This is a genomic window from Brevibacterium sp. R8603A2 (assembly GCF_023072605.1).
Taxonomy (GTDB): Bacteria; Actinomycetota; Actinomycetes; order Actinomycetales; family Brevibacteriaceae; genus Brevibacterium; species Brevibacterium pityocampae.
On sequence record NZ_JALLGN010000010.1, the window covers coordinates 75,341 to 99,129 of the forward strand.

At 67.7% G+C, this 23,789-nt stretch carries 24 protein-coding genes and 1 tRNA gene; 16 read left to right on the forward strand and 9 right to left on the reverse strand.

Features of this window, described 5'->3' with window-relative positions; translation table 11 throughout:
- Positions 1 to 77 precede the first annotated feature (77 nt).
- On the forward strand, positions 78 to 1,031 hold the full coding sequence (locus tag MTQ12_RS11120) for an EamA family transporter (protein ID WP_247618671.1): 954 nt from the start codon (positions 78 to 80) through the stop codon (positions 1,029 to 1,031).
- Positions 1,028 to 1,666, forward strand: a complete 639-nt coding sequence (locus tag MTQ12_RS11125) for an NAD(P)H-binding protein (RefSeq protein ID WP_137319527.1) — start codon at positions 1,028 to 1,030, stop codon at positions 1,664 to 1,666. The genes MTQ12_RS11120 and MTQ12_RS11125 overlap by 4 nt, the downstream gene beginning before the upstream one ends.
- Here the strand turns inward: MTQ12_RS11125 and MTQ12_RS11130 are convergent.
- Both MTQ12_RS11130 and MTQ12_RS11135 read right to left on the reverse strand, forming a co-directional pair.
- Positions 1,647 to 2,372, reverse strand: a complete 726-nt coding sequence (locus MTQ12_RS11130) for an SDR family NAD(P)-dependent oxidoreductase (RefSeq protein ID WP_137319526.1) — start codon at positions 2,370 to 2,372, stop codon at positions 1,647 to 1,649. The genes MTQ12_RS11125 and MTQ12_RS11130 overlap by 20 nt on opposite strands.
- Before the next feature lie 37 nt (positions 2,373 to 2,409).
- Positions 2,410 to 3,234, reverse strand: a complete 825-nt coding sequence (locus tag MTQ12_RS11135; RefSeq protein WP_247618672.1) for a helix-turn-helix transcriptional regulator — start codon at positions 3,232 to 3,234, stop codon at positions 2,410 to 2,412.
- A gap of 71 nt (positions 3,235 to 3,305) precedes the next feature.
- On the opposite strand from MTQ12_RS11135, the gene MTQ12_RS11140 reads away from it, so the two are divergent.
- The 7 genes from MTQ12_RS11140 to MTQ12_RS11170 all read left to right on the forward strand — a co-directional run bounded on the left by MTQ12_RS11140 (position 3,306) and on the right by MTQ12_RS11170 (position 8,820).
- Entirely contained in the window at positions 3,306 to 3,821 is a 516-nt protein-coding gene (locus MTQ12_RS11140) for a VOC family protein (protein ID WP_137319524.1), read from the forward strand.
- Between the two features lie 127 nt (positions 3,822 to 3,948).
- Positions 3,949 to 4,365, forward strand: coding sequence for a hypothetical protein (locus MTQ12_RS11145; protein WP_137319523.1), 417 nt, complete (start codon positions 3,949 to 3,951; stop codon positions 4,363 to 4,365).
- 45 nt (positions 4,366 to 4,410) lie between these two features.
- The gene (locus MTQ12_RS11150) at positions 4,411 to 5,562 is read left to right on the forward strand and encodes a VanZ family protein (RefSeq protein WP_137319522.1); all 1,152 of its coding nucleotides are present in this window, start codon (positions 4,411 to 4,413) and stop codon (positions 5,560 to 5,562) included.
- A 65-nt stretch (positions 5,563 to 5,627) separates the two neighbouring features.
- Positions 5,628 to 6,272 (forward strand): maleylpyruvate isomerase family mycothiol-dependent enzyme, encoded by a 645-nt coding sequence (locus tag MTQ12_RS11155; RefSeq protein WP_137319521.1) that lies wholly within the window; start codon positions 5,628 to 5,630, stop codon positions 6,270 to 6,272.
- A gap of 91 nt (positions 6,273 to 6,363) precedes the next feature.
- Complete coding sequence (locus MTQ12_RS11160; RefSeq protein ID WP_247618673.1) at positions 6,364 to 8,124, forward strand: ABC transporter ATP-binding protein; 1,761 nt, start codon at positions 6,364 to 6,366, stop codon at positions 8,122 to 8,124.
- A 190-nt stretch (positions 8,125 to 8,314) separates the two neighbouring features.
- Positions 8,315 to 8,545 carry a hypothetical protein gene (locus MTQ12_RS11165; RefSeq protein ID WP_247618674.1) on the forward strand — a complete coding sequence of 77 codons (231 nt, stop codon included), beginning with the start codon at positions 8,315 to 8,317 and terminating at the stop codon, positions 8,543 to 8,545.
- A 5-nt stretch (positions 8,546 to 8,550) separates the two neighbouring features.
- Positions 8,551 to 8,820 (forward strand): hypothetical protein, encoded by a 270-nt coding sequence (locus tag MTQ12_RS11170; protein WP_247618675.1) that lies wholly within the window; start codon positions 8,551 to 8,553, stop codon positions 8,818 to 8,820.
- Between the two features lie 186 nt (positions 8,821 to 9,006).
- On the opposite strand, the gene MTQ12_RS11175 is transcribed toward MTQ12_RS11170, so the two are convergent.
- Together MTQ12_RS11175 and MTQ12_RS11180 are read right to left on the reverse strand one after the other, a co-directional pair.
- The gene (locus tag MTQ12_RS11175) at positions 9,007 to 10,224 is read right to left on the reverse strand and encodes a cation:proton antiporter (protein WP_247618676.1); all 1,218 of its coding nucleotides are present in this window, start codon (positions 10,222 to 10,224) and stop codon (positions 9,007 to 9,009) included.
- 1,023 nt (positions 10,225 to 11,247) lie between these two features.
- Positions 11,248 to 11,688, reverse strand: a complete 441-nt coding sequence (locus MTQ12_RS11180) for a MarR family transcriptional regulator (protein ID WP_247618677.1) — start codon at positions 11,686 to 11,688, stop codon at positions 11,248 to 11,250.
- A gap of 296 nt (positions 11,689 to 11,984) precedes the next feature.
- Here MTQ12_RS11180 and MTQ12_RS11185 point away from each other — a divergent pair, with 296 nt between their 5' ends.
- From MTQ12_RS11185 to MTQ12_RS11200, 4 genes are read left to right on the forward strand one after another with little or no spacing between them, the layout of a single operon-like run.
- Positions 11,985 to 12,797, forward strand: a complete 813-nt coding sequence (locus MTQ12_RS11185; protein ID WP_247618707.1) for an alpha/beta hydrolase — start codon at positions 11,985 to 11,987, stop codon at positions 12,795 to 12,797.
- The gene (locus tag MTQ12_RS11190) at positions 12,794 to 13,510 is read left to right on the forward strand and encodes an alpha/beta hydrolase (RefSeq protein WP_247618678.1); all 717 of its coding nucleotides are present in this window, start codon (positions 12,794 to 12,796) and stop codon (positions 13,508 to 13,510) included. Before MTQ12_RS11185 ends, MTQ12_RS11190 begins: the two co-directional genes overlap by 4 nt.
- Positions 13,507 to 14,037, forward strand: a complete 531-nt coding sequence (locus MTQ12_RS11195; protein ID WP_247618679.1) for a DUF1697 domain-containing protein — start codon at positions 13,507 to 13,509, stop codon at positions 14,035 to 14,037. The genes MTQ12_RS11190 and MTQ12_RS11195 overlap by 4 nt, the downstream gene beginning before the upstream one ends.
- A complete protein-coding gene (locus MTQ12_RS11200) occupies positions 14,034 to 14,996 on the forward strand; it encodes an IS481 family transposase (protein WP_247618680.1) in 963 nt (320 codons plus the stop codon). The genes MTQ12_RS11195 and MTQ12_RS11200 overlap by 4 nt, the downstream gene beginning before the upstream one ends.
- Positions 14,997 to 15,023: 27 nt before the next feature.
- On the opposite strand, the gene MTQ12_RS11205 is transcribed toward MTQ12_RS11200, so the two are convergent.
- Positions 15,024 to 15,965, reverse strand: a complete 942-nt coding sequence (locus tag MTQ12_RS11205; protein ID WP_247618681.1) for a helix-turn-helix domain-containing protein — start codon at positions 15,963 to 15,965, stop codon at positions 15,024 to 15,026.
- A gap of 107 nt (positions 15,966 to 16,072) precedes the next feature.
- On the opposite strand from MTQ12_RS11205, the gene MTQ12_RS11210 reads away from it, so the two are divergent.
- The 3 genes from MTQ12_RS11210 (at position 16,073) to MTQ12_RS11220 (ending at position 18,468) form a co-directional block, all read left to right on the forward strand.
- The gene (locus tag MTQ12_RS11210) at positions 16,073 to 16,384 is read left to right on the forward strand and encodes an antibiotic biosynthesis monooxygenase (protein WP_247618682.1); all 312 of its coding nucleotides are present in this window, start codon (positions 16,073 to 16,075) and stop codon (positions 16,382 to 16,384) included.
- Between the two features lie 155 nt (positions 16,385 to 16,539).
- Complete coding sequence (locus MTQ12_RS11215; protein ID WP_247089895.1) at positions 16,540 to 16,926, forward strand: heme-binding protein; 387 nt, start codon at positions 16,540 to 16,542, stop codon at positions 16,924 to 16,926.
- Between the two features lie 210 nt (positions 16,927 to 17,136).
- Positions 17,137 to 18,468 carry an ISL3 family transposase gene (locus tag MTQ12_RS11220; RefSeq protein ID WP_247618683.1) on the forward strand — a complete coding sequence of 444 codons (1,332 nt, stop codon included), beginning with the start codon at positions 17,137 to 17,139 and terminating at the stop codon, positions 18,466 to 18,468.
- Positions 18,469 to 18,934: 466 nt separating this feature from the next.
- On the opposite strand, the gene MTQ12_RS11225 is transcribed toward MTQ12_RS11220, so the two are convergent.
- The 4 genes from MTQ12_RS11225 to MTQ12_RS11240 all read right to left on the reverse strand — a co-directional run bounded on the left by MTQ12_RS11225 (position 18,935) and on the right by MTQ12_RS11240 (position 23,659).
- Positions 18,935 to 20,632: an AIPR family protein gene (locus MTQ12_RS11225; protein ID WP_247618684.1), complete on the reverse strand. Its 1,698-nt coding sequence runs from the start codon at positions 20,630 to 20,632 to the stop codon at positions 18,935 to 18,937.
- Positions 20,633 to 20,948: 316 nt separating this feature from the next.
- A tRNA-Ala gene (locus MTQ12_RS11230) sits at positions 20,949 to 21,021 on the reverse strand.
- A gap of 112 nt (positions 21,022 to 21,133) precedes the next feature.
- Positions 21,134 to 22,111, reverse strand: coding sequence for a RelA/SpoT domain-containing protein (locus MTQ12_RS11235; RefSeq protein ID WP_247618685.1), 978 nt, complete (start codon positions 22,109 to 22,111; stop codon positions 21,134 to 21,136).
- Between the two features lie 36 nt (positions 22,112 to 22,147).
- On the reverse strand, positions 22,148 to 23,659 hold the full coding sequence (locus MTQ12_RS11240; protein ID WP_247618708.1) for a hypothetical protein: 1,512 nt from the start codon (positions 23,657 to 23,659) through the stop codon (positions 22,148 to 22,150).
- Between the last annotated feature and the right edge of the window lie 130 nt (positions 23,660 to 23,789).

Consider the following 23,789-nt stretch of genomic DNA (forward strand, 5'->3'; position numbering starts at 1 on the left):
ATCCATGATCGCTGTTCATGCTCAGCATGACAACAATGTGTTGGCCTCATCATCGGCGGAGGTCCGACGATGGACGCATGACTCCGACCCCGCCCCGCTCCCCCGCTCCGGCAGCCGACCTGACCGGAAGCACCCGCGCGGGCTGGACGGCGCTCGCGGCACTCGCCCCGGCGGTCTGGGGCACGACGTACATCGTCACCACGCACCTGCTGCCCGAGGGCCATCCGCTGTTCGCCGCGCTCTTGCGCTCGCTTCCCGCGGGCCTCCTCGCGGTGCTGCTGGTCCGGCAGCTGCCGCACGGCGCGTGGTGGTGGAAGAGCCTCGTCCTCGGCACGCTCAACATCGGTGCGTTCTTCCCCCTCCTGTTCCTCTCCGCGCAGTTCCTGCCCGGCGGGGTCGCCGCCACGCTCGGCGCCACCCAGCCGCTCGTCGTCGCGTTCCTCGCCGTCGCGATCCTCCACGAGCGGCTCTCCGCGTGGCGCGTGGCCTGGGGGATCGTCGGCGTCGTGGGCATCGGCCTCGTCGTCCTCGGGCCCGCCGCCGCGCTGAGTCCGCTCGGCGTGCTCGCCGGGATGGCCGGGGCCGTGTCGATGGGCACCGGAGTCGTGCTCACCAAGCGCTGGGGCCGCCCGCCCGGGGTGTCCTCGCTTGGCCTGGCCGGCTGGCAGCTCATCGCCGGCGGCCTCGTGCTGCTCGTCCCGGCGCTCGTCATCGACGGGGTGCCCGCCGGCATCGACGCCCCGGCAGTCGCCGGGTACCTGTGGCTGGGGCTCGTCGGCGCACTGCTGACGTACACCCTGTGGTTCTCCGGCATCCGACGCCTGCCCGTCACCGCGACCGCGCTCCTCGGCCTCCTCTCCCCGCTCGTCGCCGCGGTCCTCGGCGCGGCGATCGCCGGCGAGGCCCTCACCCCGGTCCAGCTGGTCGGGTTCGCAGTCGCACTCACCGCGATGGTCGCCGGTCAGCTCCCCTCACCCACCCGTTCGAACCCGACACCCGACATCCCACAGAAGGAGACTCGACCATCATGAGAATCGCCGTATTCGGCGCCACCGGCATGGTCGGCAGCGCCACCGTCGCCGAGGCGCTCAGCCGCAGCCATTCCGTCCTCGCCCTCTCCCGCCGGCCGGGCGCGGAGCCGGACCGGCCGGGGTGCGAATCCCGTGCCGTCGACATCGCCGACCACGCGGCGGTCAAGGCAGTGCTCGCCGAGGTCGACGCCGCGGTGCTCGCCATCCGGCTGCCACCCGGGGAGGAGTCCGCCGTCGCCGGGCTCACCCGCGGGGTGCTCGATGCCGCGGAGCGGTCCGGCACCCGGGTCCTCATCGTCGGCGGCTCCGCGCCGCTGCGCTCCCCGGGAGATCCCGGGCGCCTCCTCATCGACGACCCGGAACACGTGCCCGAGGCGTGGCGGGCGGTCGCCGCGGCGAGTCTGGCGCAGTACCGCGTATGCCGGAGGCATGCCTTCACCGGGTGGACCTATCTCAGCCCGCCGGCCGTGCTCGAGCCCGGTGCGCGCACCGGCGTGTACCGGCGCGGGACCACGACGCTGCTCACCGACGCGCACGGGCGCTCGCGCATCACGGCCCCGGACCTCGCGATCGCCGTGGTCAACGAGCTCGAGCACCCCGGGGAGGACCGGCACTTCACGGTCGCGGCAGGCTGACCCCGGTAGGGCGCTCGAGGGCGGCGCACAGCTCGTCCTGGAACTGCTCGTCTTGGACCGTCGGATGCGGCTCCTCGATCCGCTGGTGGCGCCAATAGCCTCCGGAGTCGCGTGCCGCGGGGTCGTCCGTGGCCGCGAGCCACGCCTGGGTCACGTGTCCGAGCGCCAGATCGTCGGTCGCGGACGGCCCGCCCATCTTCGTCGGCACCCATCCGGGATCCACGGCGTGGGAGATGACGTCGGGCCGGCGCCGCGCGACGGCCGCCATGAGAGCGGTGACGAGCAGCTTGCTGTCGGAGTACGACACCGATTCACCTGGCTGCTCGATTCCGGTGAGCTCAGCCCGGCCGCCTCGGTGCATGCCGCTGCTGAGGTAGATCACCCGCGCGGCCGGGACGAGCGCGGTGAGCAGATAGGGTGCGATGACGTTGGCCGGCAGCACGTCCGGCCCGTCGATGATCCCGGCGTTGTGGATGACGGCGTCGATCGGCCCGAACCGGGATACGTCCTCGGCCAGTGATGCCACCTCGTCGGGGCGGGCGAGGTCGCCGACGATCGCCTCGGCCCCGAGGGAGGTCAGCTCCGCGACGACGGCGAGCCGCTGCGGGCTGCGGGCATGGACGACGACCTCGTGGCCGTCATCGAGGAGTGATGCGGCGCCGGCCCGGCCGAGGCCGTCGGTCGACCCGGTGATGAGGATGCGCATGAACTTCTCCTTCCATCTCATGCGAGCGGTGCGTCGGTCATCGTCCACCGGACTCCGTCCGGTGCCTCGGCGAATGGATCGGATCACCGCGGTAGGACAGCGGAGTGAATCCGAGCACGCGGCGGAAGTCGGTGCTCAGGTGGGCATGGTCGGCGTAGCCGAGCTCCGCGGCGACCCGCGCGATCGACAGCGGCGGGTCCTCGCGGAGTCGCTGCGCGGCCTCCTGGAGCCGGTACCGGCGGATGATGGTCAGCGGCGGCAGTCCGACGTACCGCTGCGCGATCCTCTGCACACCGCGCACGGAGATGCGCAGGCGGACTGCGACCTCGTCGACGCGGACGAGGGAGCGGTCGGCGGCGATGAGGTCCTCCATCGCGTTGGCGAGGAGACCGCCCTCGTCCGGCGGTGCGAGGTTCTCGCGGAGCCACGCGGTGAACGACTCGGCGGCACGATCACGGTCGTGCTCCTCGCCGCCGTCCTGCATCGCGGTGGTCACCGACCGGTGCAATGCGGGTGCCGCGAAGGGCACCTCGGAGTCGGCGATTGCGCGGGGATCGGGGTGAAGGGCTGCGATCCCGGCCGGCCGCAGCAGCGCCCCGAACGCCCACCCGCTGCCGCTGAGCTCGCGATGGGAGGCCCCCGTGGTGGGCCCGACGAGGGACACTCCGGTGGGATCGACGACGAGGTTCGAGGCAGGGAACGGCAGCAGGTTCTGCCGCGAGCTCTCCCCCGGCGGGAGGTCCCACACCGGGTTCCAGAGCCAGCGGATCCGATCGCTGAGGTCGACGGGAGCCGGGTACCGGTGGAAGCGCGGGAGCGCTGCCGGGTACAGGATCCCCCGCTCATCGCTCGGGTCGGTCATCGCACCGTCCCTCCGGGAAGTCGTCGTGAATCTCCAAGCGTCGACGTCAGGCTCACTCGTACGCTCATTCCATGAACACACATGACACACTCCGTTTCGGAGTCACAGGAGACCACACGACCGACGGAATCCCCCACGGCTCGACGAGCCTCACCCCGTTCCTCGCCATCGAGGGTGCAGGTGATGCACTCGAATTCTATCGCTCGGTGTTCGGCGCCCGCGTCGTCGACGCCACCGAGATGGGCGGCGTCGTCGTCCACGCCGAGCTCGACCTCGGTACCGGCAGGCTCCAGATCGGCGAGCCCAGCCCGGACTACGGCATGGTTCCGGCCCCGGGCGGCGATCGGGCCTGCTATTCGCTGGGACTGTACTGCTCGGACGTCGATGCGGTCGTACAGCGCGCCGAGGAGTCCGGGGCGGTGGTGCGTGAGCCGGTGAGCACCTTCGTCTCCGGCGACCGGTACGCCTCGATCCGGGACCCGTTCGGGGTGCGCTGGTCGATCATGTCCCGGGTGGAGGACCTCTCCGAGGAGGAGAGCAGCCGCCGGATCGCCGCCTGGGCGGCCGAACAGGAGGCGGCCGGCTGACCTTGTGCTGGGGCGGCCGGCTATGCCCTGAGGCATACGCGGAAGATCGGCCCCGAGGGAGACGATCGGGGCGCGGCATTCCGCGAGAGTGGTGGACACGACAACGCTCCAGCGAAAGGAAGCCACCATGTCCACCACGCATCTCACCCCCAGCACCGCCGGCCACCGTGAGCAGGCGGCGACGTCCCGGAACAGTGCGGCGCCTGCACCGCAGGGGTCCGCGACCGGCGGGGGCGTCCTCGCCCTCGTGCTCTCCGGGGTCGCGCTGCTCACCGCACCGGTCCTCCTGCTCCTCCCCTCCATCGGTTTCGCTCCGGCGCTCGCCGCCGCGGCCGGGATCGTCCTCGCCGCCACCGGGCTGCGCGGGGCGACCCACGGCCGAGGTGTCGCCGTCACCGGGCTCGTCGTGTCCACACTGCTGTTCGTGGTCCTGCTGGGTGCCGCGGTCGTGTGGAACCTCGGGGTCGCCGGCCCGGCGATCCGGGACTACGCCGAGCTCCACGAGGCCATCGACCGCGTCCGCTCGATCGTCCTCGGCGCCTGACGCGCGTCCTGGAATCACCGACCGCACAGGGAGAGAGGAGTCGCCATGACCGCGCAGTTCTTCGGGTCGATCCTCGTCGGCCTCATCGTCTCAGCACTGCTGTTCCTGCCGCTGCTCGTGTGGCAGTACCGCCGCTACGGCCGCTTCGATGCGCTGCGGATGCTGTGGACCACCGCCGGGTTCGTCTACGCCACCGCCATCGTCGCGTTCACCGTGTTCCCGCTGCCGGAGTTCACCGACGGCTACTGCGCAGCCCACGGCACGCGGCCGCTGCTCGACCCGCTGCGGTTCCCCCGCGAGCTCGTCGAGCTCGTCCGGTCCCAGGGGCCGCGGGCGGTCATCGGCGATGGGCTCGTGTGGGAGTTCGTGCTCAACATCGTGCTGTTCGTCCCGTTCGGGCTGATCGTGCGCCGCGTCATGGAGTGGCCGCGCGGCACCGTCCTCGCCGCGGCGCTGGGCACCTCGCTCCTCATCGAGCTCACCCAGCTCACCGGCAACTGGGGCCTGGCGCCGTGCGCGTACCGGTTCGCCGACACCACCGACCTCCTCACCAACACCACCGGCGCGGTCGCCGGGCTCGGCCTCGCGGCGATCACCCCGCGGCTCCTGTCCACCAAGGCGCACCTGTTCGCCCACCGGGAGCGGGCGCGTCCGGTGACCCGCGGCCGCCGGGGGCTCGGCATGGTCCTCGACTGCTGGTTCCTCGTACTCGCCGCGGTGCTCGGGGGAACCGCCGGGTCGACGCTCTTCACCCTCGCCCAGAGCGGTCCCGACGGTGCTCTCAGCCCGGAGCAGTACCTCGCGCTCGAGCGGACCATCGTCACCGGCGCGTGGATCGCCGCACTCGGCGTGATCGTCGTGCCGGCAGTCATCGGCACCGGTGCCTCGCTCGGTCAGCGCACCGTCTACCTCGCCCCCGTGGCGAAGAACGGATCGCGGGTGCGGCTCCTCGCCCGCGCGCTCACGGTGCACGGCGCGATGGTCACGGCCCTGTTCTGCGGGTTCCCGTCCGCGCTCCTCGTCCTGCCGCTGGGTGCAGCCGCCCTCCTCGCCGTCGCCGTCGACCCCCGCGGACTCAGCTGCCTGCTCACCGGGTGCCTGCTCCGCGATGCACGGCAGCCCGCCTCGGGCGCGGTGGCGGACGGGCCGGGCACGGGTGCGGCCCCGACGCGGGATCCGGTCGGCGCGACCCGATGAAACCGGGGCGCGACGTCACGTCGGATCCTCTCCTGCCGGCGCTCGACCCCGGCTATGCTCGCCCCATGACGCGACGTGAGACCGATGCCCTCTGGACCCTCGTCCGCGCCGAGCGCGCCGCCCTGCTCAGCGACCTCCAAGGTCTCACCGACGAGCAGTGGCGCAGTCCCAGCCTGTGCGGTGAGTGGGACGTGGAGAATGTCGTCGCCCACCTCACGGCGGCCGCCACGACGACCCGCTTCGGGTGGTTGCGGAGCATGGCGGCGGCCCGCTTCCGGCCGGCGATGCACAACGAGCGCCGGCTGGCCGAGCACCTCGGCGCCACCCCGCAGCAGACCCTCGAGGCGTTCCGGGCCGTCATCGACGCGCGGATCGCGCCGACCTCGGACATCACGGCCTTCCTCGGGGAGGTCGTCGTCCATGCGCAGGACATCCGCGAACCCCTCGGGCTGACGACGACGCCTTCGGCCGAGGCGCTCACGGCGGTCGCGGAGTTCTACGCGGCCAAGGACTTCGCCGTGCCGAGCCACGCCATGGTCGAAGGTCTGCGCCTGCGCGCGAGCGATACCCCGTTCACCCATGGCACCGGACCCGAGGTCGTGGGCCCGCTGCTGTCGCTCGTCATGGCGATGGCGGTGCGCCCGAGCCACCTCGACCGGCTCGACGGCGCGGGTGCAGCGACGCTGCGCCAGCGGGTCGAGGACGAGTAGATCGAGGAGCGGCGGTTGCGCATCTACAGTCGACCGTTCTCAGCGCCACTCATGAGGCGCTGGCGATGAATGACCAGAAGGTGGAACAGACGTGACGGACGACCAGACCTCTCCCCCGCCCGCACGACTGCGGGACCTCTTCTCCTACCTCGCCGAGCACCGCGGCGTACTCATCGTCGTCCTCGTCATCTCCCTGGTCAGTGCCGGACTCAGCCTCGCTCAGCCGGTCATGGTCAACCGGGTCATCGACGGCGTGGGCGCGGGTACGGCGATCGGCGGCACGGTCATCATCCTCGTCGCCCTCGTCGTCGCCGCAGGAATCACCGAAGCCGTGCAGCAGTACCTGCTGGGGCGGACCGCCGAGGGAGTCGTGTTCAGCGCCCGGCGGCGCCTGCTCGGCCGTCTGCTCAGGCTGCCGGTGAAGGAGTACGACACCCGCCGGACCGGAGACCTCGTCTCCCGCGTCGGCTCGGACACGACCATGGTGCGCGAGGCGCTCACCGGCGGTCTGATCGAGGCGGTGAGCGGTGCGCTCGTCTTCGTCGGCGCGCTCATCGCCATGGCTCTGCTCGACCTGACCCTGCTCGGCATCACGGCCGCCGTCGTTCTCGTTGCCGTCCTCTGCGTGACGCTGGTGAGCTCGCGTATCCAGGCACTCACCCTGGAGTCCCAGGAAGCGCTGGGCCGGGTCTCCTCCGGGGTGGAGCGGGCCATCTCCGGGGTGCGCACGATCCGCGCCTCCGGCGCCACGGCGCGGGAGGAGGCCGCTCTGGTCGCCGATGCGGGGGCCGCATATCGCCTCGGGGTGCGGATCGTGCGGATCAGCGCCCTGCTGTGGCCGGTGAGCGGCCTCGCTATCCAGGGGGCGTTCCTCGCGGTGCTCGGCGTCGGCGGCTACCGCGTCGCCTCGGGCACCCTGTCGGTGGCGGATCTCGTCACCTTCATCCTCTTCCTGTTCATGATGCTCATGCCGCTGGGCACCGCGTTCGGGGCGGTCATCACCGTGCGGACCGCGCTCGGCGCTCTCTCCCGCATCGAGGAGGTGCTCGATCTCCCTTCCGAGAGCGACGACGATGCCCCAGCGTTGCGGTCGGCGGACAGAATCGCGCAGCCAGCCTCTGTCAATCAGGTCGAGTTCGACCGCGTCTCGTTCGCCTACCGGGACGGGGAGCCCGTTCTCCGAGAGGCGAGCTTCGCAGTCCCCCACGGTTCGACGACTGCCCTCGTCGGGCCGTCCGGGGCGGGGAAGTCGACGGCCCTGGCGCTCATCGAGCGCTTCTATGATCCGGCCGACGGGTCGATCTCCGTCGACGGGACGGACATCCGCGACATGCCGCGCGCAGAGCTCCGCGCCAGGATCGGCTACGTCGAGCAGGATGCGCCGGTGCTGGCCGGGACCATCCGGGACAACCTCCTCCTCGCCGCCCCCGAGGCGGACGAGGCCCGGTGCCGGCGGGTGCTCGCCGAGGTCAACCTGCTCGACCGCATCGACCAGCACCCGCTGGGCCTCGATGCGGTCGTGGGCGATGACGGGGCGGGTCTGTCCGGCGGGGAGCGCCAGCGGCTGTCGATCGCCCGCGCGCTCATCGCCGACACTCCCCTGCTCCTGCTCGACGAGCCGACCGCGAGCCTCGACGCCCGGAACGAATCCGCGATGCGCAGCGCCATCGAGTCCGCATCGATCGGACGCACGGTCGTGATCATCGCGCATCGCCTCGCCACCGTCGCGGACGCGGATCAGATCGTCGTGCTCGACGACGGCCGGGTCACCGCCACCGGCACCCATGCCGAGCTCCTCGAGACGAGCGACCTCTACCGCGACCTCGCCCGCCGGCAGCTGCTCGTGCGGTAGCCGACAGCTCACCCACTACGGGAGTAGGACGAGCATCCAGCATCGATCCCGTACTCCAGAGCCGAGGGATGTACTCGCACGCCGACGCCGGGCGTCGCGGATCACTCGGCGCGAGTCCTGCCGTCCAGCTCTGCGCGCGGATACGTGAAAGACTGTTGACCACGCCGCTTCTGCAAGTTATCTTGGAAGGGTGCCGGATGAACCGCTCATCGCTCCGTCCGCACTCAAGCACGGACTGGAAGAAACCGACATTCTCCACGCCTACCGAAACCCCGTCCGAATCTGGGATCTGGGTGACGGGTTCACCAGGATCGTCGGCCCCAACCGGGCGGCGATCCTTCTGGAGGTCGGCTACGTCGATAGCGAGCAGATCCACGTCATCGTCCACGCCATGGTTGCCCGCGAGAAGTTCCTGAGGTGATGAATATGCCACGCACGGTCGAGGAGATCCTGGCCCACGCCGAGGAGCTGGCCACCCGGTTCGAGGACTACGAGCCCAACCCCGCCGCCGAACTCGACGCCGACGCAGTCGCGCTGCTCCGCGCTGCCGTCGCCGAACGCTCTGAAGCCGAACGCCACATGGTCGATGCTGTCCGCACCGCCCGAGAGGCCGGCATGCCCTGGTCCACCATCGGTTCCTTCGTCGGCACTTCCGGCGAAGCCGCCCGACAGCGCTACAGCTCGAAGGTCGCCTGACGAACCTGAACGCGGCAGCTGCAACAAGCATCGCCAAGAGTTTCGTGACGAGGTCGGCGCTCGTCCACCATCGCCGCTCGATGACTGCGCCGGACTCGTCGATCGCCAGGACGGACCACTCGGGCCGGATGCGGCCCGACTCCAGCTCCCGGATGCCATATGCGCCCCCGGACTGCCCTGTGGTCGTCAGTCGGCGCGCGCCCGCTCCACCTTCCGGAACCACGCGCGCCCGGGTGCCGACGAGATCCCGTGGGCGAGGGTGCTCGCGACGACGATGAGTGTGCCGGCGGCGAGGATCTCCGGGTGGACGCTGCCGTACTCGACCTCCATCGTGAGGTAGAAGATCGCGGCCACGCCGACGGGCCCGAACCAACCGAGGAACGCCGCGCTGTGCAGCGGCATCCCCAGGGGGCGGGCCAGGCCGAGGATCAGCGGCAGGCGGCGCAGGACGAGCACCGCAACCGCGAGCGCCACGCCCGTCCACCCGAGCGCCCTCCACTCGGCCCAGGGGAGCATGGCGCCCAGGGCGACGAAGAAGGGCAGGACGGCGAACTGGTTGACAGCCTCATCGATCTGCACCTCAGTCTCGCGCTCGGCGCCGGTGCTCACCAGGTTGAACGCCAACCCGGCGCAGAAGGCCCCGAAGACGCCGTTGAGGTTTGCGAGGCCGCAGACGCCGAGGACCAGCAGCGCCAGGAGGATCGTGTAGAGCAGCATCGGGCCCTGTTCGGTGGTCTTGTGGCGCTGCGCCAGGTGCAGGGCCTTCGCCGCGACCACGCCGCCCACCACACCCACGACGAGCGCGCCGAGCACCTGCCACCCAGATTCCAGCACGGCCTGTCCCGCGGAGAGCGGCCCCGCCACAGCGAGCGCGAGCAGGACAAGCGGCATGGCGAGGCCATCGTTGGCGCCGGACTCGAGGGAGAGGATCTGGCGATCGCGCTTCGGGAGGTCCTCCTCGGCGTCCAGGCCGGTCACCGCGCTGGACGCGAGCACCGGGTCGGTAGGGCAGACGGCCGCGCCGAGCAGCAGGGCGAGCGCGAAGGAGGTGCCGAGCAGCCACATCGCCAGCCCGGTGGAGACCAGCGCCATTGCGGGCATCACCACCCCGATGAGGAGGGCGAGCGACCTCCAGTTCCGCCGCAGGGCCGCGAAGGGGTAGCGCAATGCCACGCCCATCACGGACACCGCCAGGAGAACCTCCGCGCCGTGCTGCAGGAGGGAGGGCTCGGCGGTGAGCTCGGGCAGTTCGAGGATCCCGGTGACGGCCGGGCCGAGCAGCACACCCGCCACGATCGCAATGAGGGGCTCCGAGACAGGCCACTGGTGGAGCCGGGCCGAGATGGCCACGATGACGACGCCGAGGGCGCCGACCACCACGAGCAACAGGTCGAGCGTGGACACGTCAGCACTCCTGTCGGGGACACACTCGGGCGGGCACAGGGTCGGGGTCGCTCAGCCGCCGGGCTTCGCGTTGACCTACCGTGCATCGATCGTACTGGCCCCCGCCACCTCAGAGCGATAGTCACAACTTATCGCAGCGCGTCGAGGGCGGCCTCAGTGGAGTCGAACACACGGAAGTCACACCATCGGCACGACCTCTGCACCCGGCCCAGTCATCGGAGTTCGTTGCTGAATCTGCCCCGCGCGCGACGAAGGCCCGGCCGGCATCCCGGCTGGGCCTTCATCGACGAGTCACTGTCTCACGGTTTCTCGAGTGGAGCTAAGGGGCACGTGTCGAACTCCGTGCCTTCGGGCACCACCTGATGCTGATTCAGCCCGCCGCATGACTCAGACAAGACCAACGGGCCAATGAATGGTCCAGGTCTTACCCTCATCGCGGCAGATCCGTACGTTCAACGTCCCAAGGTTGTTCCAATGAGGGGCAACGAGGAGCGGGTCATCCAAGCCTTCTGCGCGTTCCTAGACGAACAGGAGTGGGTCACCGAGCGCGAGATCGGCTTCGTTGACGCGGTTGCGCAGAAGGACGGTCAACGAACTTTCGCGGCTCTTCCCAGATGAGGGTGTAGGTCGGCCGGGCGCGTCGGTCCGCAGGTAGACGTCGGGGTCTCCCGACGATGGAGGTTCCTACGCCATCCATCCGAAAGACCTCGACGTGTCCGACGCTACCCCGCCGGCCGGCTTCGGCCGCCTTGACCTGAGCGCCTTCGCGTCTCATCCCAATCAACCCTGATCGAGTCTGCTGACCCCCTCGACGAGAACGCAGCGACACATCACAGCCACCCGACCCCGACCGTCCGGGAAGCCGGGGCACGTCACATGGCCTGTGCTGCGGGCGTGTCGAGTGGGTCGTCCAGGGGCCGACGCAGGAGCGTCGACGCGACGTGCTGAGAGGTGGTTCCAGTCGAGCACTAGCTGTAGTTCCCCGACACGTTGTGAACAGCAATCGGCACGAGAGGCCGCAGGTCAAGCTCGGGCAGGCTGGTGGTTGCTGGTCTGAAGCGCCGCCGTGAGGCGATCGAGGGTTAGGTGGAGTGAGGCCCAGTCCATGTCAGGTGCCGCCTCATTGAGCTCGGTGAGCCAGGCGGCGTGCTCTTCGTGGACCGCCGCGAGCGTCGATTGTCCGGACGGTGTTACTGCGAACAGTCTGGACTTTTTGTGGCGCGGGTTGTTCCCGTAGCGCCCGAGACCGTCGGCCACGAGTTCGTCAGCAATTCGTTGCACACCCTGGCGCTGGAGGCCGAGCGCTCGCGCGATGTCGGCGACCGTGGTGCCATCGCCCGCGCTCTGGAGCACCATTCGGCGCGCGTGCGTCTGTCCGGCAGCGGCGGCCGCTTTCTCGCCGGCGTCGCGCAGAAGCTTGTTCACGTAGACAAGCGCGTGAATCACATCGTCCACCTCTTCCACAGTTGACAATTTGTTGTCACCTTTCTTAGAGTTGCGGAGTGACAACATGTTACCAACTTCTCTCGACAGTGATGCCCGAGCTGGCTCACACCGCGTCCGACCTCACGGATCGATTGGAAAACACTCGGTGGCTTCCTGCAGGGTCCGACGACGCAGCAGCGGCATTGACCCTCCGTTTCGTCGATGCGTGGGCGCGATGGCTTGAGCAAGAACCGGGTCCATCGGATGGCCAGTCCCTGCTCATCCCGACGAGTCACGGAGAAGCGCATGTGATTCGATTCGTCGGCCACGGGAAGATGCCTATCTTGCTAATCCATGGATGGCCCACGTCCTTCCTCGCGTTCCATCGCGCAATCGGGCCGGTGAGGCAGATGGCGTCGGAGGTCGTTTTGGCGATCCTTCCCGGGTTCGGCACCGCTCCGGCTCCCAAGGACGGCATGGCGATCGCCGCCATTGCCGGGGTACTCGCGGACGCGATGATGCTGCTCGGGCATTCTCGGTTTATCGTCCACGGCCAGGATTGGGGCTCAGTCGTCGCCCGGCAGATTGCGGTCAGTTTCCCTGATCGCGTAGTCGGGGTGCACGTCAGTGCGGGGCTACAAGGATTCATGGCCGACGGTCCCGCATGCGGTGACTCCTGGCGACGCCTCGGTGCCTTCGCCGACAAAGGCAGGGGCTATCTCCACTTTCAGTCGCATCGTCCCGATTTCCTGGCCGTCGGCCTGGGCGACTCGCCCGCGGGATTGCTCGCGTGGCAACTCGACAAGTATCAGCTGTGGCAGGCAAGCCTCGGTCCAGACTTCGGGCTTGGCGAAGACTTCATTCTTGCGAACGCGACCTTCTATTGGGCTGCGGGTTCAATCGGGAGCAGCATGCGCATCTACTCCGAGAACAGGGATGTTCCCGCCGCTCCACCCTCGGCGGTTCCGACCGCAGTGAGCGTGTTCGGAACCGGCGATTTCGCTTGCCGTGAGGTCTCTATGCGAGAGAACCATCTGATCGCTTGGTACGAGCATGCCGACGGCGGTCACGTCGCGGCCCTCGACGCCACCGACAGCTTCATCTCAGACCTTTCCGACTTCGTGAACCGAATGGAGACCGTGGCATGACGTCCTCAACGACCGTAGTTCTACTAGGAGGCAGCGGCCTGGGCCCGTGGGCCTGGGAACGCGTCACACCACTCTTGGAGGCGCGCGGATTTGATGTCGTCCTACCCCAACTGAGATCCACTGGCGACGACCCCACTTCGGCAACAGAGGTCACACTCTCGGACTGGGCCGAGGACCTTCTCGGCGCGCTCGAGGCGTCGAACCTCGACAACACCGTGCTCGTGGCTCACTCGTTTGCTGGCTACGTGGCCGCAGCGGCACTCGAGCGGAACCCCCGCATTGTCCGAAGAGCCATCTTTCTCGATGCTGCGCTGCCCGCCCCGAATCGTTCGTGGTTCGACGTCATGGGGCCCCAGACCAAGGCATTCATGTCGTCACTCGCAGTGGAGAGCGCCATTCCGTTCTTCACGCTGGAGCAGCTCGACCAAATCCACCCGGGACATGGGATCAGTCGAGATGACTGGGAGTGGATGAGCGCGCACATTGCCGCCCAACCAATCCGAACGTATGCGCAACCGGCAATCACGCGAGAGATTGACCCCGAGAAGACTCACCTCGACTACGTTCGGTGCGTCCGCACCACTCCACCCGTTGCAGACATCGCCGACACGACGCGTGGATGGGCCTTCCGGACCCTTGCCACTGGACACTGGCCGATGATCACCGATCCAGCCCTCACCGCCGCAGTGATCGAAGAACTGGCGACACCGTGACTACCGTCGCCCTCTTCCGAAACATGAATCTCGGCCACCCTGGCAGCCCCACAGGCGAAGAGCTACTCACGATATTCGGCGGACCTCAATCGGCCAGCATCTTCCAGACGAACGGAACAGTCCTCCTTACTGGGCCTTCCGCACGCACGCTCCTGCCGCGGGGAATTGATCGACTACGTGCCGCCGGCTACACCCAGCCCGTCGTCATCCGCACGAGCGCGGAGATCCACCAGGCCATCGAGCACGCCGCGGAACCGGACCGAGATCGCGGCGTTTACCGCACCATGGTCTCGTTCTTCGATGTCCCCTCGGTCCCGCAGGTCCAGATCCCGATGCAAAGCCGCGACCGCCTCGTCGAATTGCGCGAGCTTGAAGCCGGGGTCGCGGTCAGCTTCTGCTGGAAACCCGGCTCGAAGGCGGGAGATGTGAACAGGTTCGTGGAATCCCTCGTCAATGCTTCGGCAACCACGCGCAGCCTCGGAACACTTCGACGGCTCCTCGAACGGGTCGAATCGGACTCGGTGTGACACACGCGAACGCACCCCCCAGGCCCGAAGGTAGGCGACGGCTCGTCGCCCTGGTCGTCGAACACGGATGGCCACTCCGGCGAGTTGCCGACCGGTTCCAATGCTCACCTGCGACGGTCTCGAAATGGGTGCGGCGTCACCGAGCCGGCCTGCCGCTCACCGATCTCAGCTCACGCCCGCAAAGGATGCCTCAACGCGCAGACACACATACGGAACGACGGATCATCTCGCTTCGTGCCAACAGGCGCTGGGGTCCACATCGAATCGGCTACCACCTTGGTATCCCGCGCTCCACAGTCGGACGGGTGCTGAACCGTTATCGGATGCCGCTGTTGGCGCACCTCGACCAAGCCACCGGCCTCCCAGTCCGCGCGGCGAAGCCAATTCGCTACGAGAAGTCAGCTCCCGGTGAACTCGTCCACATCGACATCAAGAAGCTCGGACGCATCCCTGACGGCGGAGGCCATCGCGTGCTCGGCCGAAAGGCCGGCGCGCGGAACAACAAGAAGCAGGGACGGGGCTATGCCTACCTCCACCATGCCGTCGATGACCATTCGCGGCTGGCCTATTCCGAGATCCTCAGCGATGAGCGCAAAGAAACAGCCGCAGCGTTCTGGCAGCGGGCTCGAGCGTTCTTCGAGCACGCGGGCATCCAGGTCACAGCGGTGATGACAGATAACGGCTCCTGCTACCGGTCAAGTGCTTTCGCGACGGCGCTTGGCGAGATCAAGCATCGCCGCACCCGTCCATACCGGCCACAGACAAACGGAAAGGTCGAGCGATTCAATCGGACACTCGCGGCTGAGTGGGCCTACGCGGCCGCCTACGACTCCGACGAAGCTCGCGCGGTGGACTACCCACGCTGGCTGCACCACTACAACCATCACCGCCCCCACTCGGGAATCGGCGGGGCGGTCCCTGCGGCTCGCGTTCACAACGTGTCGGGGAACTACAACTAGCGCACCGGCTGCAGGCATGGCGATAGGTCAGGAACGGCGTCGCTCCCTGCGCAGGAGGGAGCGCAGAGTCTCGGCGTTCGCGTAGCCGACCCGTAGCGCGATCTCGGCGGAGGTGAGGTCCGTGGTTGCTGAGAGGTGCCGAGCTCGTTCGATGCGAAGCCGTTGGACGAAGCCGAGCGGAGTGAGGTTGAGCGCCGCACGGACTCGTCGTTCGAGGGTGCGCCGGCTGGTGCCGAGCGACTGCGCGACGAAGGCGACGTTGAACGGTTCGTCCAGGCGGGCGCGCACGAAGCGTTCGAACTCGACGACGATCGGGTCCTCATGCCGGAGATGTTCGTAGGCGACGAAGGCCGCCTGCGACGGGCGCTCGTCGATGATGAGGAGCTTGGCGACTTGTTGGGCCAGGTCGGGGCTGATCGATCGCACGAGTGAGAGCGCGAGGTCGATGTGGGCGAACGCGGCGCCGGCGGTGACGAGGTTCCCGTCGACCACGACCATGGTGTCGAGATCGAGGGCGACGGTCGGATAGCGCTTCAGGAACTCCGGCCCCAGGAACCAGCTGGTCGTCGCCCGCCGATGATGCATCCGTCCGGTCTCGGCGACAGCGAACACGCCGGTGCACGCCGCAGCGATCCGGGTGGTCGCCTCGTCGAGGCGCCCGAGCGAGGCGATGACCGAACGAGCATCTCGGCTCTGGAGGGCGTCGTTGGTAGCGGCGGCCGTGAGGGTTCCAAGCGCAGGGACGACGACCACGTCGAACTCTGCGGACTCCGACAGCGGGTGGTCCACCGACAGGGTCATCGATGCCGTCGTGGTCACTCGCCGTTTCGGTCCGAGGATGGCGAGTTCGATCGGGTCGATCCGCGGGTCGACATCGCCGCGGGCTCCGTCGGCCACCCGCACGATGTCGATGATCGACGCGATAGCCGAACCGAAGCAGCCGTCGATCGCGATCAGTCCGATACGCATGACGTAAACAATAGCAATACTGCCGTATACGCCACTCCCCACCGGCCCTCGCTCGTCATACGCTGAACTCGTCCCACGAAGAACCCCGACTTCAAGGAGAGTCCCTCATGTCCACACCCGCATCACTTCCGTATGCCTTCGTCGCCAAGATCGTCGCGGCCGATGGACAGCACGACGCGCTCGCCGATCTGCTCGCCGGCGCTGTCGCTCTCGCCAACGAAGAAGTAGGAACGATTGTCTGGTTCGCGGTCAGGACCCACGCCGACACCTTCTGGATCTTCGATGCATTCCCCGACGAGGCGGCTCGCGACGCCCACGCCAACGGCGCCATCGTCGCAGCCCTGATGGCCAACCAGCAGCTCCTCGGCGCAGCACCCGAGATCCTGCCGGCCGACGTCCTCGCGTCCAAGCTCCCGTAGTCCGCTCACGCACGTTCGCAACGCGAACCACAACACGAGCGCTGTCGGTCACAAACTCAACAGGCAAACCAACGGGCGGCTCTGGAGCGGCTCGAGCCACAAAGCGCACGCCACATTCGAAGGAGCAATTGATGCTATCAATTCCTACATTGTCGTTGGACGACGCCAAACGTGTCATCGCGGCAGCAGAAGCTGAATCCAGCACGCAGGGTCAGCCCAGTAACATCGCCGTCGTCGATGCCGGCGGCAATCTCGTCGCTCACGTACGGATGGACGGAGCGTGGCTGGGCAGCATCGACATCTCGATCAACAAAGCCTTCACGGCCCGCGCGTTCGACACAGCCACCAAAGACCTCGGCGACCTCGCCCAACCCGGTGAGCAGTTCTACGGCATCCACGCCTCCAACGACGGTCGGGTGATGATCTTCGCCGGTGGCATCCCGCTCGAGCGCGACGGCCAGGTCGTCGGCGCCGTCGGCGTCAGCGGAGGAACCGGTGACCAAGACCAGGCCGTCGCCGAAGCCGCCGCCAGCGCCTTCTGAGACCGACCCGCACCGAACCCGGCCCCCGGCCGGCAGCCCACCCACCGAAGGAGCCGCACCATGCGTGCTCTCGTGTACCACGGTTGTGAAGCGCCATAGGGGCTCATCCCGGTTGTGGGTGTAGCAGGCGTTGGCGTGGCGGTCCCGGGATAGACGTCGAGGTCTCCCGAGGATGAAGGCTCCTACACGCTCATCCTGAAAGACCTCGACGTGCCCGACGCTACCGCCGGCGACCGCTCACGCGCGTTCGCCCACCCAGATCTGACCACCTTCTGCCGACTCGACGAGCTCGGCCTCGTCGTCACCGGCCAACGCCTCGAGTCCGACCGTGCGGTCGTCGCGTGCCGGGTCGCCGAAGCCGACCAGTGGTGCCGCCGATGCGGCTGCGAAGGAACCCCGCGGGACACGGTCACCAGGCAGCTGGCCCACGAACCACTCGGCTGGCGACCTACCACGCTGCTGCTCACCATCCGCCGCTACCGATGCGCTGGCTGCGGGCACGTGTGGCGCCAAGACACCTCCCGGGCGGCCGAACCTCGGGCGAAGCTCTCGCGTCGCGGGCTGCGGTGGGCACTTGAGGGGATCGTGATCGCTCACCTCACCGTCGCCCGGGTCGCCGAGGGTCTCGGGGTTGCCTGGGACACCGCTAACGACGCCGTCGTGGCCGAGGGCAAGCGGGTCCTGATCGACGACCCGGCACGGTTCGAGGGTGTCCGAGTCGTTGGCGTCGATGAACACGTGTGGCGCCACACCAGGCGTGGCGACAAGTACATCACCGTGATCATCGACCTCACCCCGATCCGTGATGGCACCGGCCCGGCACGGCTCCTAGACATGGTCGAGGGTCGCTCGAAGCAGGTGTTCAAGACCTGGCTCGCCACCCGGAGCGACACCTGGCGTGACGGCGTGGAAGTCGTCGCGATGGACGGGTTCAGCGGCTTCAAGACCGCCACCACCGAGGAGCTCCCCGACGCTGTCGCGGTCATGGATCCCTTCCACGTGGTCCGGTTGGCCGGCGACGCGTTGGACCGGTGTCGACGCCGGGTCCAGCAGGCCATCCACGGTCACCGCGGCCACAAGGGTGACCCGCTCTACTCCGCACGGCGAACGCTGCACACCGGTGCTGGGCTGCTCACTGACAAGCAGGCCAGCCGACTACGGGCACTGTTCGCCGGTGATGAGCACGTGCAGGTCGAGGCGACCTGGGGGATCTATCAGCGGATGATCGCGGCCTACCGCCACGAGGACCGACGCCAGGGCCGCGAGCTCATGACCAAGCTGATCGAGTCGGTCAGCGACGGCGTCCCGGCCGCGCTGATCGAGGTCATCACGCTGGGCCGGACGTTGAAGAAGCGGGCCGCCGACGTGCTGGCCTACTTCGACCGCCCCGGCACCAGCAACGGGCCTACGGAGGCGATCAACGGCCGGCTCGAACACCTCCGCGGCTCAGCCCTCGGGTTCCGCAACCTCACCAACTACATCGCCAGGTCCCTGCTCGAGACCGGCGGCTTCAGACCGCGACTACACCCTAGAATCGGATGAGCCACTTTCGCAGAAGCGAAGGGACGTACGGTCGCGATCGGCTTGGACGAGGACACGATGCTCGGGCAACTGCCCCGCCGTATGCGTGACGAGTGTCCCGGCCCCGACACTCGCTTTGCCGTTGTCGTGCCCACGCATGCATCGGCTGCGGCGGAAGGGGTGCCCGCGGGGGTTCGCAGGGAGTTGAGCATCGACCTCTACGTTGTTGGGCACGACTGGTCGGTTTCCAAACGCGCTTGAACCTCGCGGCATGAGAGTACGTCACTCGCGGCGGAATGGGGCACGCGCGTGGTTACTCGTGCACCAAACCAAAGGTGCTCACGGAGTGAGTGAATTGCGCCAAAGGCCGCTCTCAGCGGTTTCCGCGCTCCATCCTCGTAGAGGGAAGTCCTACTGACGCATAGCGCGAACGAGTGCAAGTCCGCAGCTGGACATGCCGCACACGCCAGTCGGCTCGACAGCGGGCCTATGCGCTGCTCGCTGACACCCCGAGTTGGCTCTGAAAATCAGTGCGAACTGTACGAGCAAAATGCTCGACCTTTTGCTGGTTCTTGAAGAATGACATAGCAAAGCCACCTGGATTCTCGCGTTCATGCCGGTCGACTACGCACTCTGACAAGACGCGAACTTGCTCCGCGCACCCATCGATGAACGTCGCCACGTCCCAATCGATATTCGTGAATTCGGCACCATTGGCCCGGGCCCACTGCATGAAAAGCGCGGTAGCCATGAACTCAGAGTTCTTGACAATATTCTTCGCGCGATGCTCGCGCTCTCGACCGTACGCATTATAGGAGTCTCGGAAATATCGCCAGAAGCGCACCGCGTTATACATTGTGGCCGCATTTAGATCCCGCGGAAAGAGTTCGAGGTACGGACTAGCGTTCAAGTCTGTCCACATGCGACCGATTTCGCGCTTGGCTCGCGTCGCGTTGTCCACGCCGGACCAACAACTGAGCGCACGCGTGGCCTCCTCGAGGTCGAATGCGAAGTCGTACTCCTCGTCATCAAGTGCTTGCCCGGTGCGGAATGAGTACTGAATAGCCTCAGCCAAGAGAATGTCGCTCAACTCCTGCTGATAAGGATCCAGGGCTACAAACTCGCGGTTGCTAACTTGATTCTGGGTATTGGTGTATCGAGTGACCTGCTTCTCGAAATCCTCAGGGTGACCTGCGGTCGAGATGACACGGACGGTGACGTGAACGTCGTCTAGGGGTAAGTTGCTACGAAGTGCTCGCGAAAGGGCGCCACAAGTCTGAGCTCCATTGACCACACTCAAGCCCTTCAATGAGAAGGTCTCGTTAGAGGACCTCGGATTGGTGCGAGAGCAGCCGATCGAGTTTGCGACAATCGTGATGCCGTTGTTGTAGTACCAGAAGTCTGACGGAGAGTTGCGAAGAGTCTCGTCGAGGACTTCATTTGTTTCGGTTGAACGAAGGATCGCTCGGATGTTCTTGTCGAACAGTCGTTCGCTGAACTGGTCCGTTATCGTTGCCAACTGTTCTCCAGGAACGATGCCCATAATCTCCGACCTGTAGTCGCTCATCGTGACCCACCTGTCAAAGGTCAGTTCAGAGTCAGGGGACGACAAACCGCTTGCGATATTCCGACGCTCGTAGTTTTCGCGCAGACCTTCGTAGTGAAACTCAAGAATATCGCCGGCCGAATTCACTTCTTGTGTCAACTGAGTGCTCAGGCGAGACGCATCCTCATTCGGCCCTTGCGTGCCTAGGTAACTAAAGATGGCGATGACTCGAGCGTCCGTCAGCGCCTCCTCAATTTCACCGCGACGGCGCCGCGCCTTTGGGCCGAGCGCATCCCAATCCCAGTCGAGAAGGCGGCGAATGCCGTGCGCGAACTTCATGACCTCAGTCGGGCTGGGACCACCAGAGGACGTCTTGGTCTGCACGACGTAAACCTCACGACGCGCCGCTGAAATTCCGATCGCATCGATTCCTTGGTCACTGCTTTCGTCAACCACGGAGGCACATGCATCTTCAACGGAGACCATCGCGTGTGCCGCCACGGTCAATGCCGCCAGGGCGCGGGTCGTGCGCGCCTTGGCCTGTTCGTCCTCCGGATGGTGCTGATAGTCGGAAAGGTCGATGTGAGGCTCGAAGTCTTCCTCCAGCCGCCTACGAATCTGACGCTCCTGCAGCTCCACTTGAAGTCCTCTCGAAGGTCGGGTACGGACCCACCAATTCTAGTCACAGGCACGGGTATGGTCCCGACGACGGCCCACAAAGGAACATTCAAGCCTCGGGAGCCAAGGAACGGCCCCGGCCCCGGAGCCCGGTGGGGGGCCGTCGGATCATAGTGGGCGGCATGACGCCAGAGGATCCTTCAGTCGGAAGGCCCACCCATCGGCAGATGCGAGCACGACAGGCAGGTGGCCGGCGAAGCCATCAGGTCCCTTCCCCAGGGTCATTGAGGCGGCAAGAGGAAAGCCCCTGTCAGCGAGCTGACAGGGGCCACAGGGGTGGAGCTAAGGGGAATCGAACCCCTGACCTTTTCATTGCGAACGAAACGCTCTACCAACTGAGCTATAGCCCCGAGACCCCGTTACTGTAGCAAACCCAAGGCCCGGTTTCACAATCGGCGGATCGGCCTCGGAACTCTGCGTCACAGCGGGGACGCGTCACAGCGGGGACGTCCCCGCCGCTCCCTACCCGCGCTCGGCGAACTCGACCGGCGCGAAGTAGCGGTTGCCCTTGAACTCGACTTCCGCGGCCGGCAGCTCGTCGCCCACCTTGACGAGGTCGGAGACCTTGATCTGCTTGCGGTTCTCCCCCGACTTCTCCGCAGCTCCCGTGACCTCGGCGAGCAGCCGGACGTCACGGGCGCGGATGAGGCCGCGTCGGCCGAGCTCGTCCTCGGCGATCGCATAGCCCGGACCGGTGCGCGTCACGGTGACGCGCAGCAGGTCGCCGGCCTGCGTCTCGCCCTCACCGTCCTGCGCATCCCCGCGCGAGGTCTGCTCGATGTCCTGGGCGAGCAGGTCCGCGAGCCGGTCGACCTCGGACAGGAGATTGGCCATCGAGGCCGCGACCTGCGTGTGGAAATCACTCGGCGACAGCGGTCCGCCGGGCTTGTAGAGGTCGTCGTGGGTGAGCTCGCCCCAGGCGTCCTGGAGCCGGGTGCGCACCTGGATCTCCACCCGCACAGGGTGCTGCGCCTTGGAGTCCTCCGCGCCGAGCACCGCATGGAATGCGCGGTAGCCGCTCGGCTTCGGGTCGAGGTGGTAGTTCTTCACCGGCTCGACGACCTCGAACCGACTGGCCCGGCCCATCTCCGCGCGCAGCACGTCGACGAAGGCCTCGAGGTCGCGGGAGGACTTGCACAGCACCTTGACCCCGGCGAGGTCGGAGATCATCTCCACGATCTCCCCGGGCTCGCTCGGCAGCGCCTGGCCCTCGGACTTCTTGAGCACTTTCTCCAGCGTCCGCATGGGCTCCTTGATCCGGTAGCCGTCGACGACGATCCTGGAGCGATCGGCGAGCTCCATGCTCTCGGTGATCCCCTCGAGGAAGCGGATCACTCGCTGACACGCCACCTCCCAGCGCTGGGAGTCGGCTTGGTAGAGCCGGTCGACGGCGGCGCGCACGCGGGCACGCGCGAGGTGGGGAGCGGGGTCGGTGTTCATCGTTCCCAGGATACGCGGCACCGCGCCGGGTACGCCTCAGCCGCGACGGCGCACGCGCAGCACGGTGACGGCACCGACCGCCACGAGAACTGCGCCGATCCCGAGGAGCCCGAGCACCTGGGTGCCGGTGCGCGGCAGCGAACCGGGCGAGTCGCCACGACCGGGCCCGGAGGCACTGTCGTCGGTGGAATCATCCTCGCGTCCGCCCGGCGCGGTGGGAGAGTCCGTATGCGTGGGCTGGGCGTCGGGCGACGGCGACACCGACGGGGTCGAGTCCGGGGCCTCGGTCGGATCACCGCTCGGGCGATCGGTGGGCTCGGGAGCAGTCGGCTCCCCGGTCGGGCCATCACTCGACCCCTCGCTCGGCTCCTCGCTCGGAGCAGGCGTCGGCTCCGCTGAAGGCTCCTCGGTCGGAGTCGGCTCCCCCGTCGGCTCCCCGGCCGTAGGGGTGAGCACATATCCACGGGCACCGTCGGGGGTCTCCGCGGTCCCGACGATCTGGCCTGCCTCGTTGATGTCACGGGCTTCCCGCAGCATCACGCCCTCCGGGAGGTCGACCACGGAGTCGAGGGCGGTGACTCCACCGCCGTCCCACAGGAGCGCCGACCCGCCGAAGCTCGTATTGCCGGCGTAGCGGGAGGCGTACCCGACGGCCTGCCCCTGCGTGTTCACCGCCGCGGCCTTGGTGTGCGGGTACTCAGCCACTGGGGTCGTGGCGAGCGCCTCGGCCCGCCCTTCGCGCCAGACGTAGGCGGTTTCCACCCGGTCGATCCGGGCAGAGCCGACCACGACGTCCGCGCCCGCGATCCCGGCCGGGTCCGCGGAGACGTGTTCGGCCGGCTCCTCGAGCAGCGTCGGGGTATCGCCGTCCCACACGACCGCGCGGCGCACCCCGTGGGAGTGATCGCCGTGGGCCTCCTCGATCGTCGCGGTGCCGACCGCGGAACCGTCCTCGGCGAGCGCGGTCACCCGCACCCGCGTCACCTCGGACCCGGGCTCCTCGGCGGCCGGGGCGGGCAGCGGCTCGAGCGCATCGGGCCGCCCGCGGAAGGCACCCTCGGCCGTCTGCACGACGATCGTGCCCGAGTTCGCGATGTCGACCGCAAATCCCGAGCTGTCGTGCGCACGCACCGGTGCGGCCCCATCGGCCCACAGCACAGGCACCGAGGATCCTGCGTCGTCGAACGCCTCCCCTACCGCGGTGCGCGCATCACTGATGTCGAAGGGGCGGGAGAACTGCGAGGTGCCCTGGTACTGGCCCAGGGCCTCGCCCGTCGCCTCACCGGCCCGCCACAGCACGGTCTCCTGCGGCTGCGCCTTCTTCGTCGGGCGCTGGAGACCGATGACCTCGCCGGACTCGCTGATCCCCTGCGCGCTGCTCATCACCCCGTCGGTCGGGTCGAGGAGGGTGAGCGTGTACTCGGCAGCACCCCGGTCAGGATCCGCGGGAGCGGCCGCAGCGGCCGGCGGCAGGACTGCGGCAGAGGAGAGTGCGAGCGCGCTGAGCGCGGGGACGGAGAACGGGGCGGAAGGACGGCTGCGGGACATGATGACCTCGAATCGGCAGAGTGGAGTTGACGGTGCACGCGCTGCGGACGAGCCCTCGGCACCCGACTCGAAGCTAGCGGACCACAGGGCACATGCACCTATCCTCATCTGCAGATACGTTGATCTGTGC

What these genes read in the sequence shown, in the direction of transcription:
- MTQ12_RS11170 (WP_247618675.1), top strand. Translation starts at nt 8,551, where the DNA reads ATGCCACGCACGGTCGAGGAGATCCTGGCCCACGCCGAGGAGCTGGCC.
- MTQ12_RS11120 (WP_247618671.1), top strand. Translation starts at nt 78, where the DNA reads ATGACTCCGACCCCGCCCCGCTCCCCCGCTCCGGCAGCCGACCTGACC.
- MTQ12_RS11240 (WP_247618708.1), bottom strand. Translation starts at nt 23,659, where the DNA reads ATGTCCCGCAGCCGTCCTTCCGCCCCGTTCTCCGTCCCCGCGCTCAGC.
- MTQ12_RS11185 (WP_247618707.1), top strand. Translation starts at nt 11,985, where the DNA reads ATGCCTATCTTGCTAATCCATGGATGGCCCACGTCCTTCCTCGCGTTC.
- MTQ12_RS11135 (WP_247618672.1), bottom strand. Translation starts at nt 3,234, where the DNA reads ATGACCGACCCGAGCGATGAGCGGGGGATCCTGTACCCGGCAGCGCTC.
- MTQ12_RS11205 (WP_247618681.1), bottom strand. Translation starts at nt 15,965, where the DNA reads ATGCGTATCGGACTGATCGCGATCGACGGCTGCTTCGGTTCGGCTATC.
- MTQ12_RS11155 (WP_137319521.1), top strand. Translation starts at nt 5,628, where the DNA reads ATGACGCGACGTGAGACCGATGCCCTCTGGACCCTCGTCCGCGCCGAG.
- MTQ12_RS11145 (WP_137319523.1), top strand. Translation starts at nt 3,949, where the DNA reads ATGTCCACCACGCATCTCACCCCCAGCACCGCCGGCCACCGTGAGCAG.
- MTQ12_RS11130 (WP_137319526.1), bottom strand. Translation starts at nt 2,372, where the DNA reads ATGCGCATCCTCATCACCGGGTCGACCGACGGCCTCGGCCGGGCCGGC.
- MTQ12_RS11140 (WP_137319524.1), top strand. Translation starts at nt 3,306, where the DNA reads ATGAACACACATGACACACTCCGTTTCGGAGTCACAGGAGACCACACG.
- MTQ12_RS11150 (WP_137319522.1), top strand. Translation starts at nt 4,411, where the DNA reads ATGACCGCGCAGTTCTTCGGGTCGATCCTCGTCGGCCTCATCGTCTCA.
- MTQ12_RS11190 (WP_247618678.1), top strand. Translation starts at nt 12,794, where the DNA reads ATGACGTCCTCAACGACCGTAGTTCTACTAGGAGGCAGCGGCCTGGGC.
- MTQ12_RS11235 (WP_247618685.1), bottom strand. Translation starts at nt 22,111, where the DNA reads ATGAACACCGACCCCGCTCCCCACCTCGCGCGTGCCCGCGTGCGCGCC.
- MTQ12_RS11210 (WP_247618682.1), top strand. Translation starts at nt 16,073, where the DNA reads ATGTCCACACCCGCATCACTTCCGTATGCCTTCGTCGCCAAGATCGTC.
- MTQ12_RS11125 (WP_137319527.1), top strand. Translation starts at nt 1,028, where the DNA reads ATGAGAATCGCCGTATTCGGCGCCACCGGCATGGTCGGCAGCGCCACC.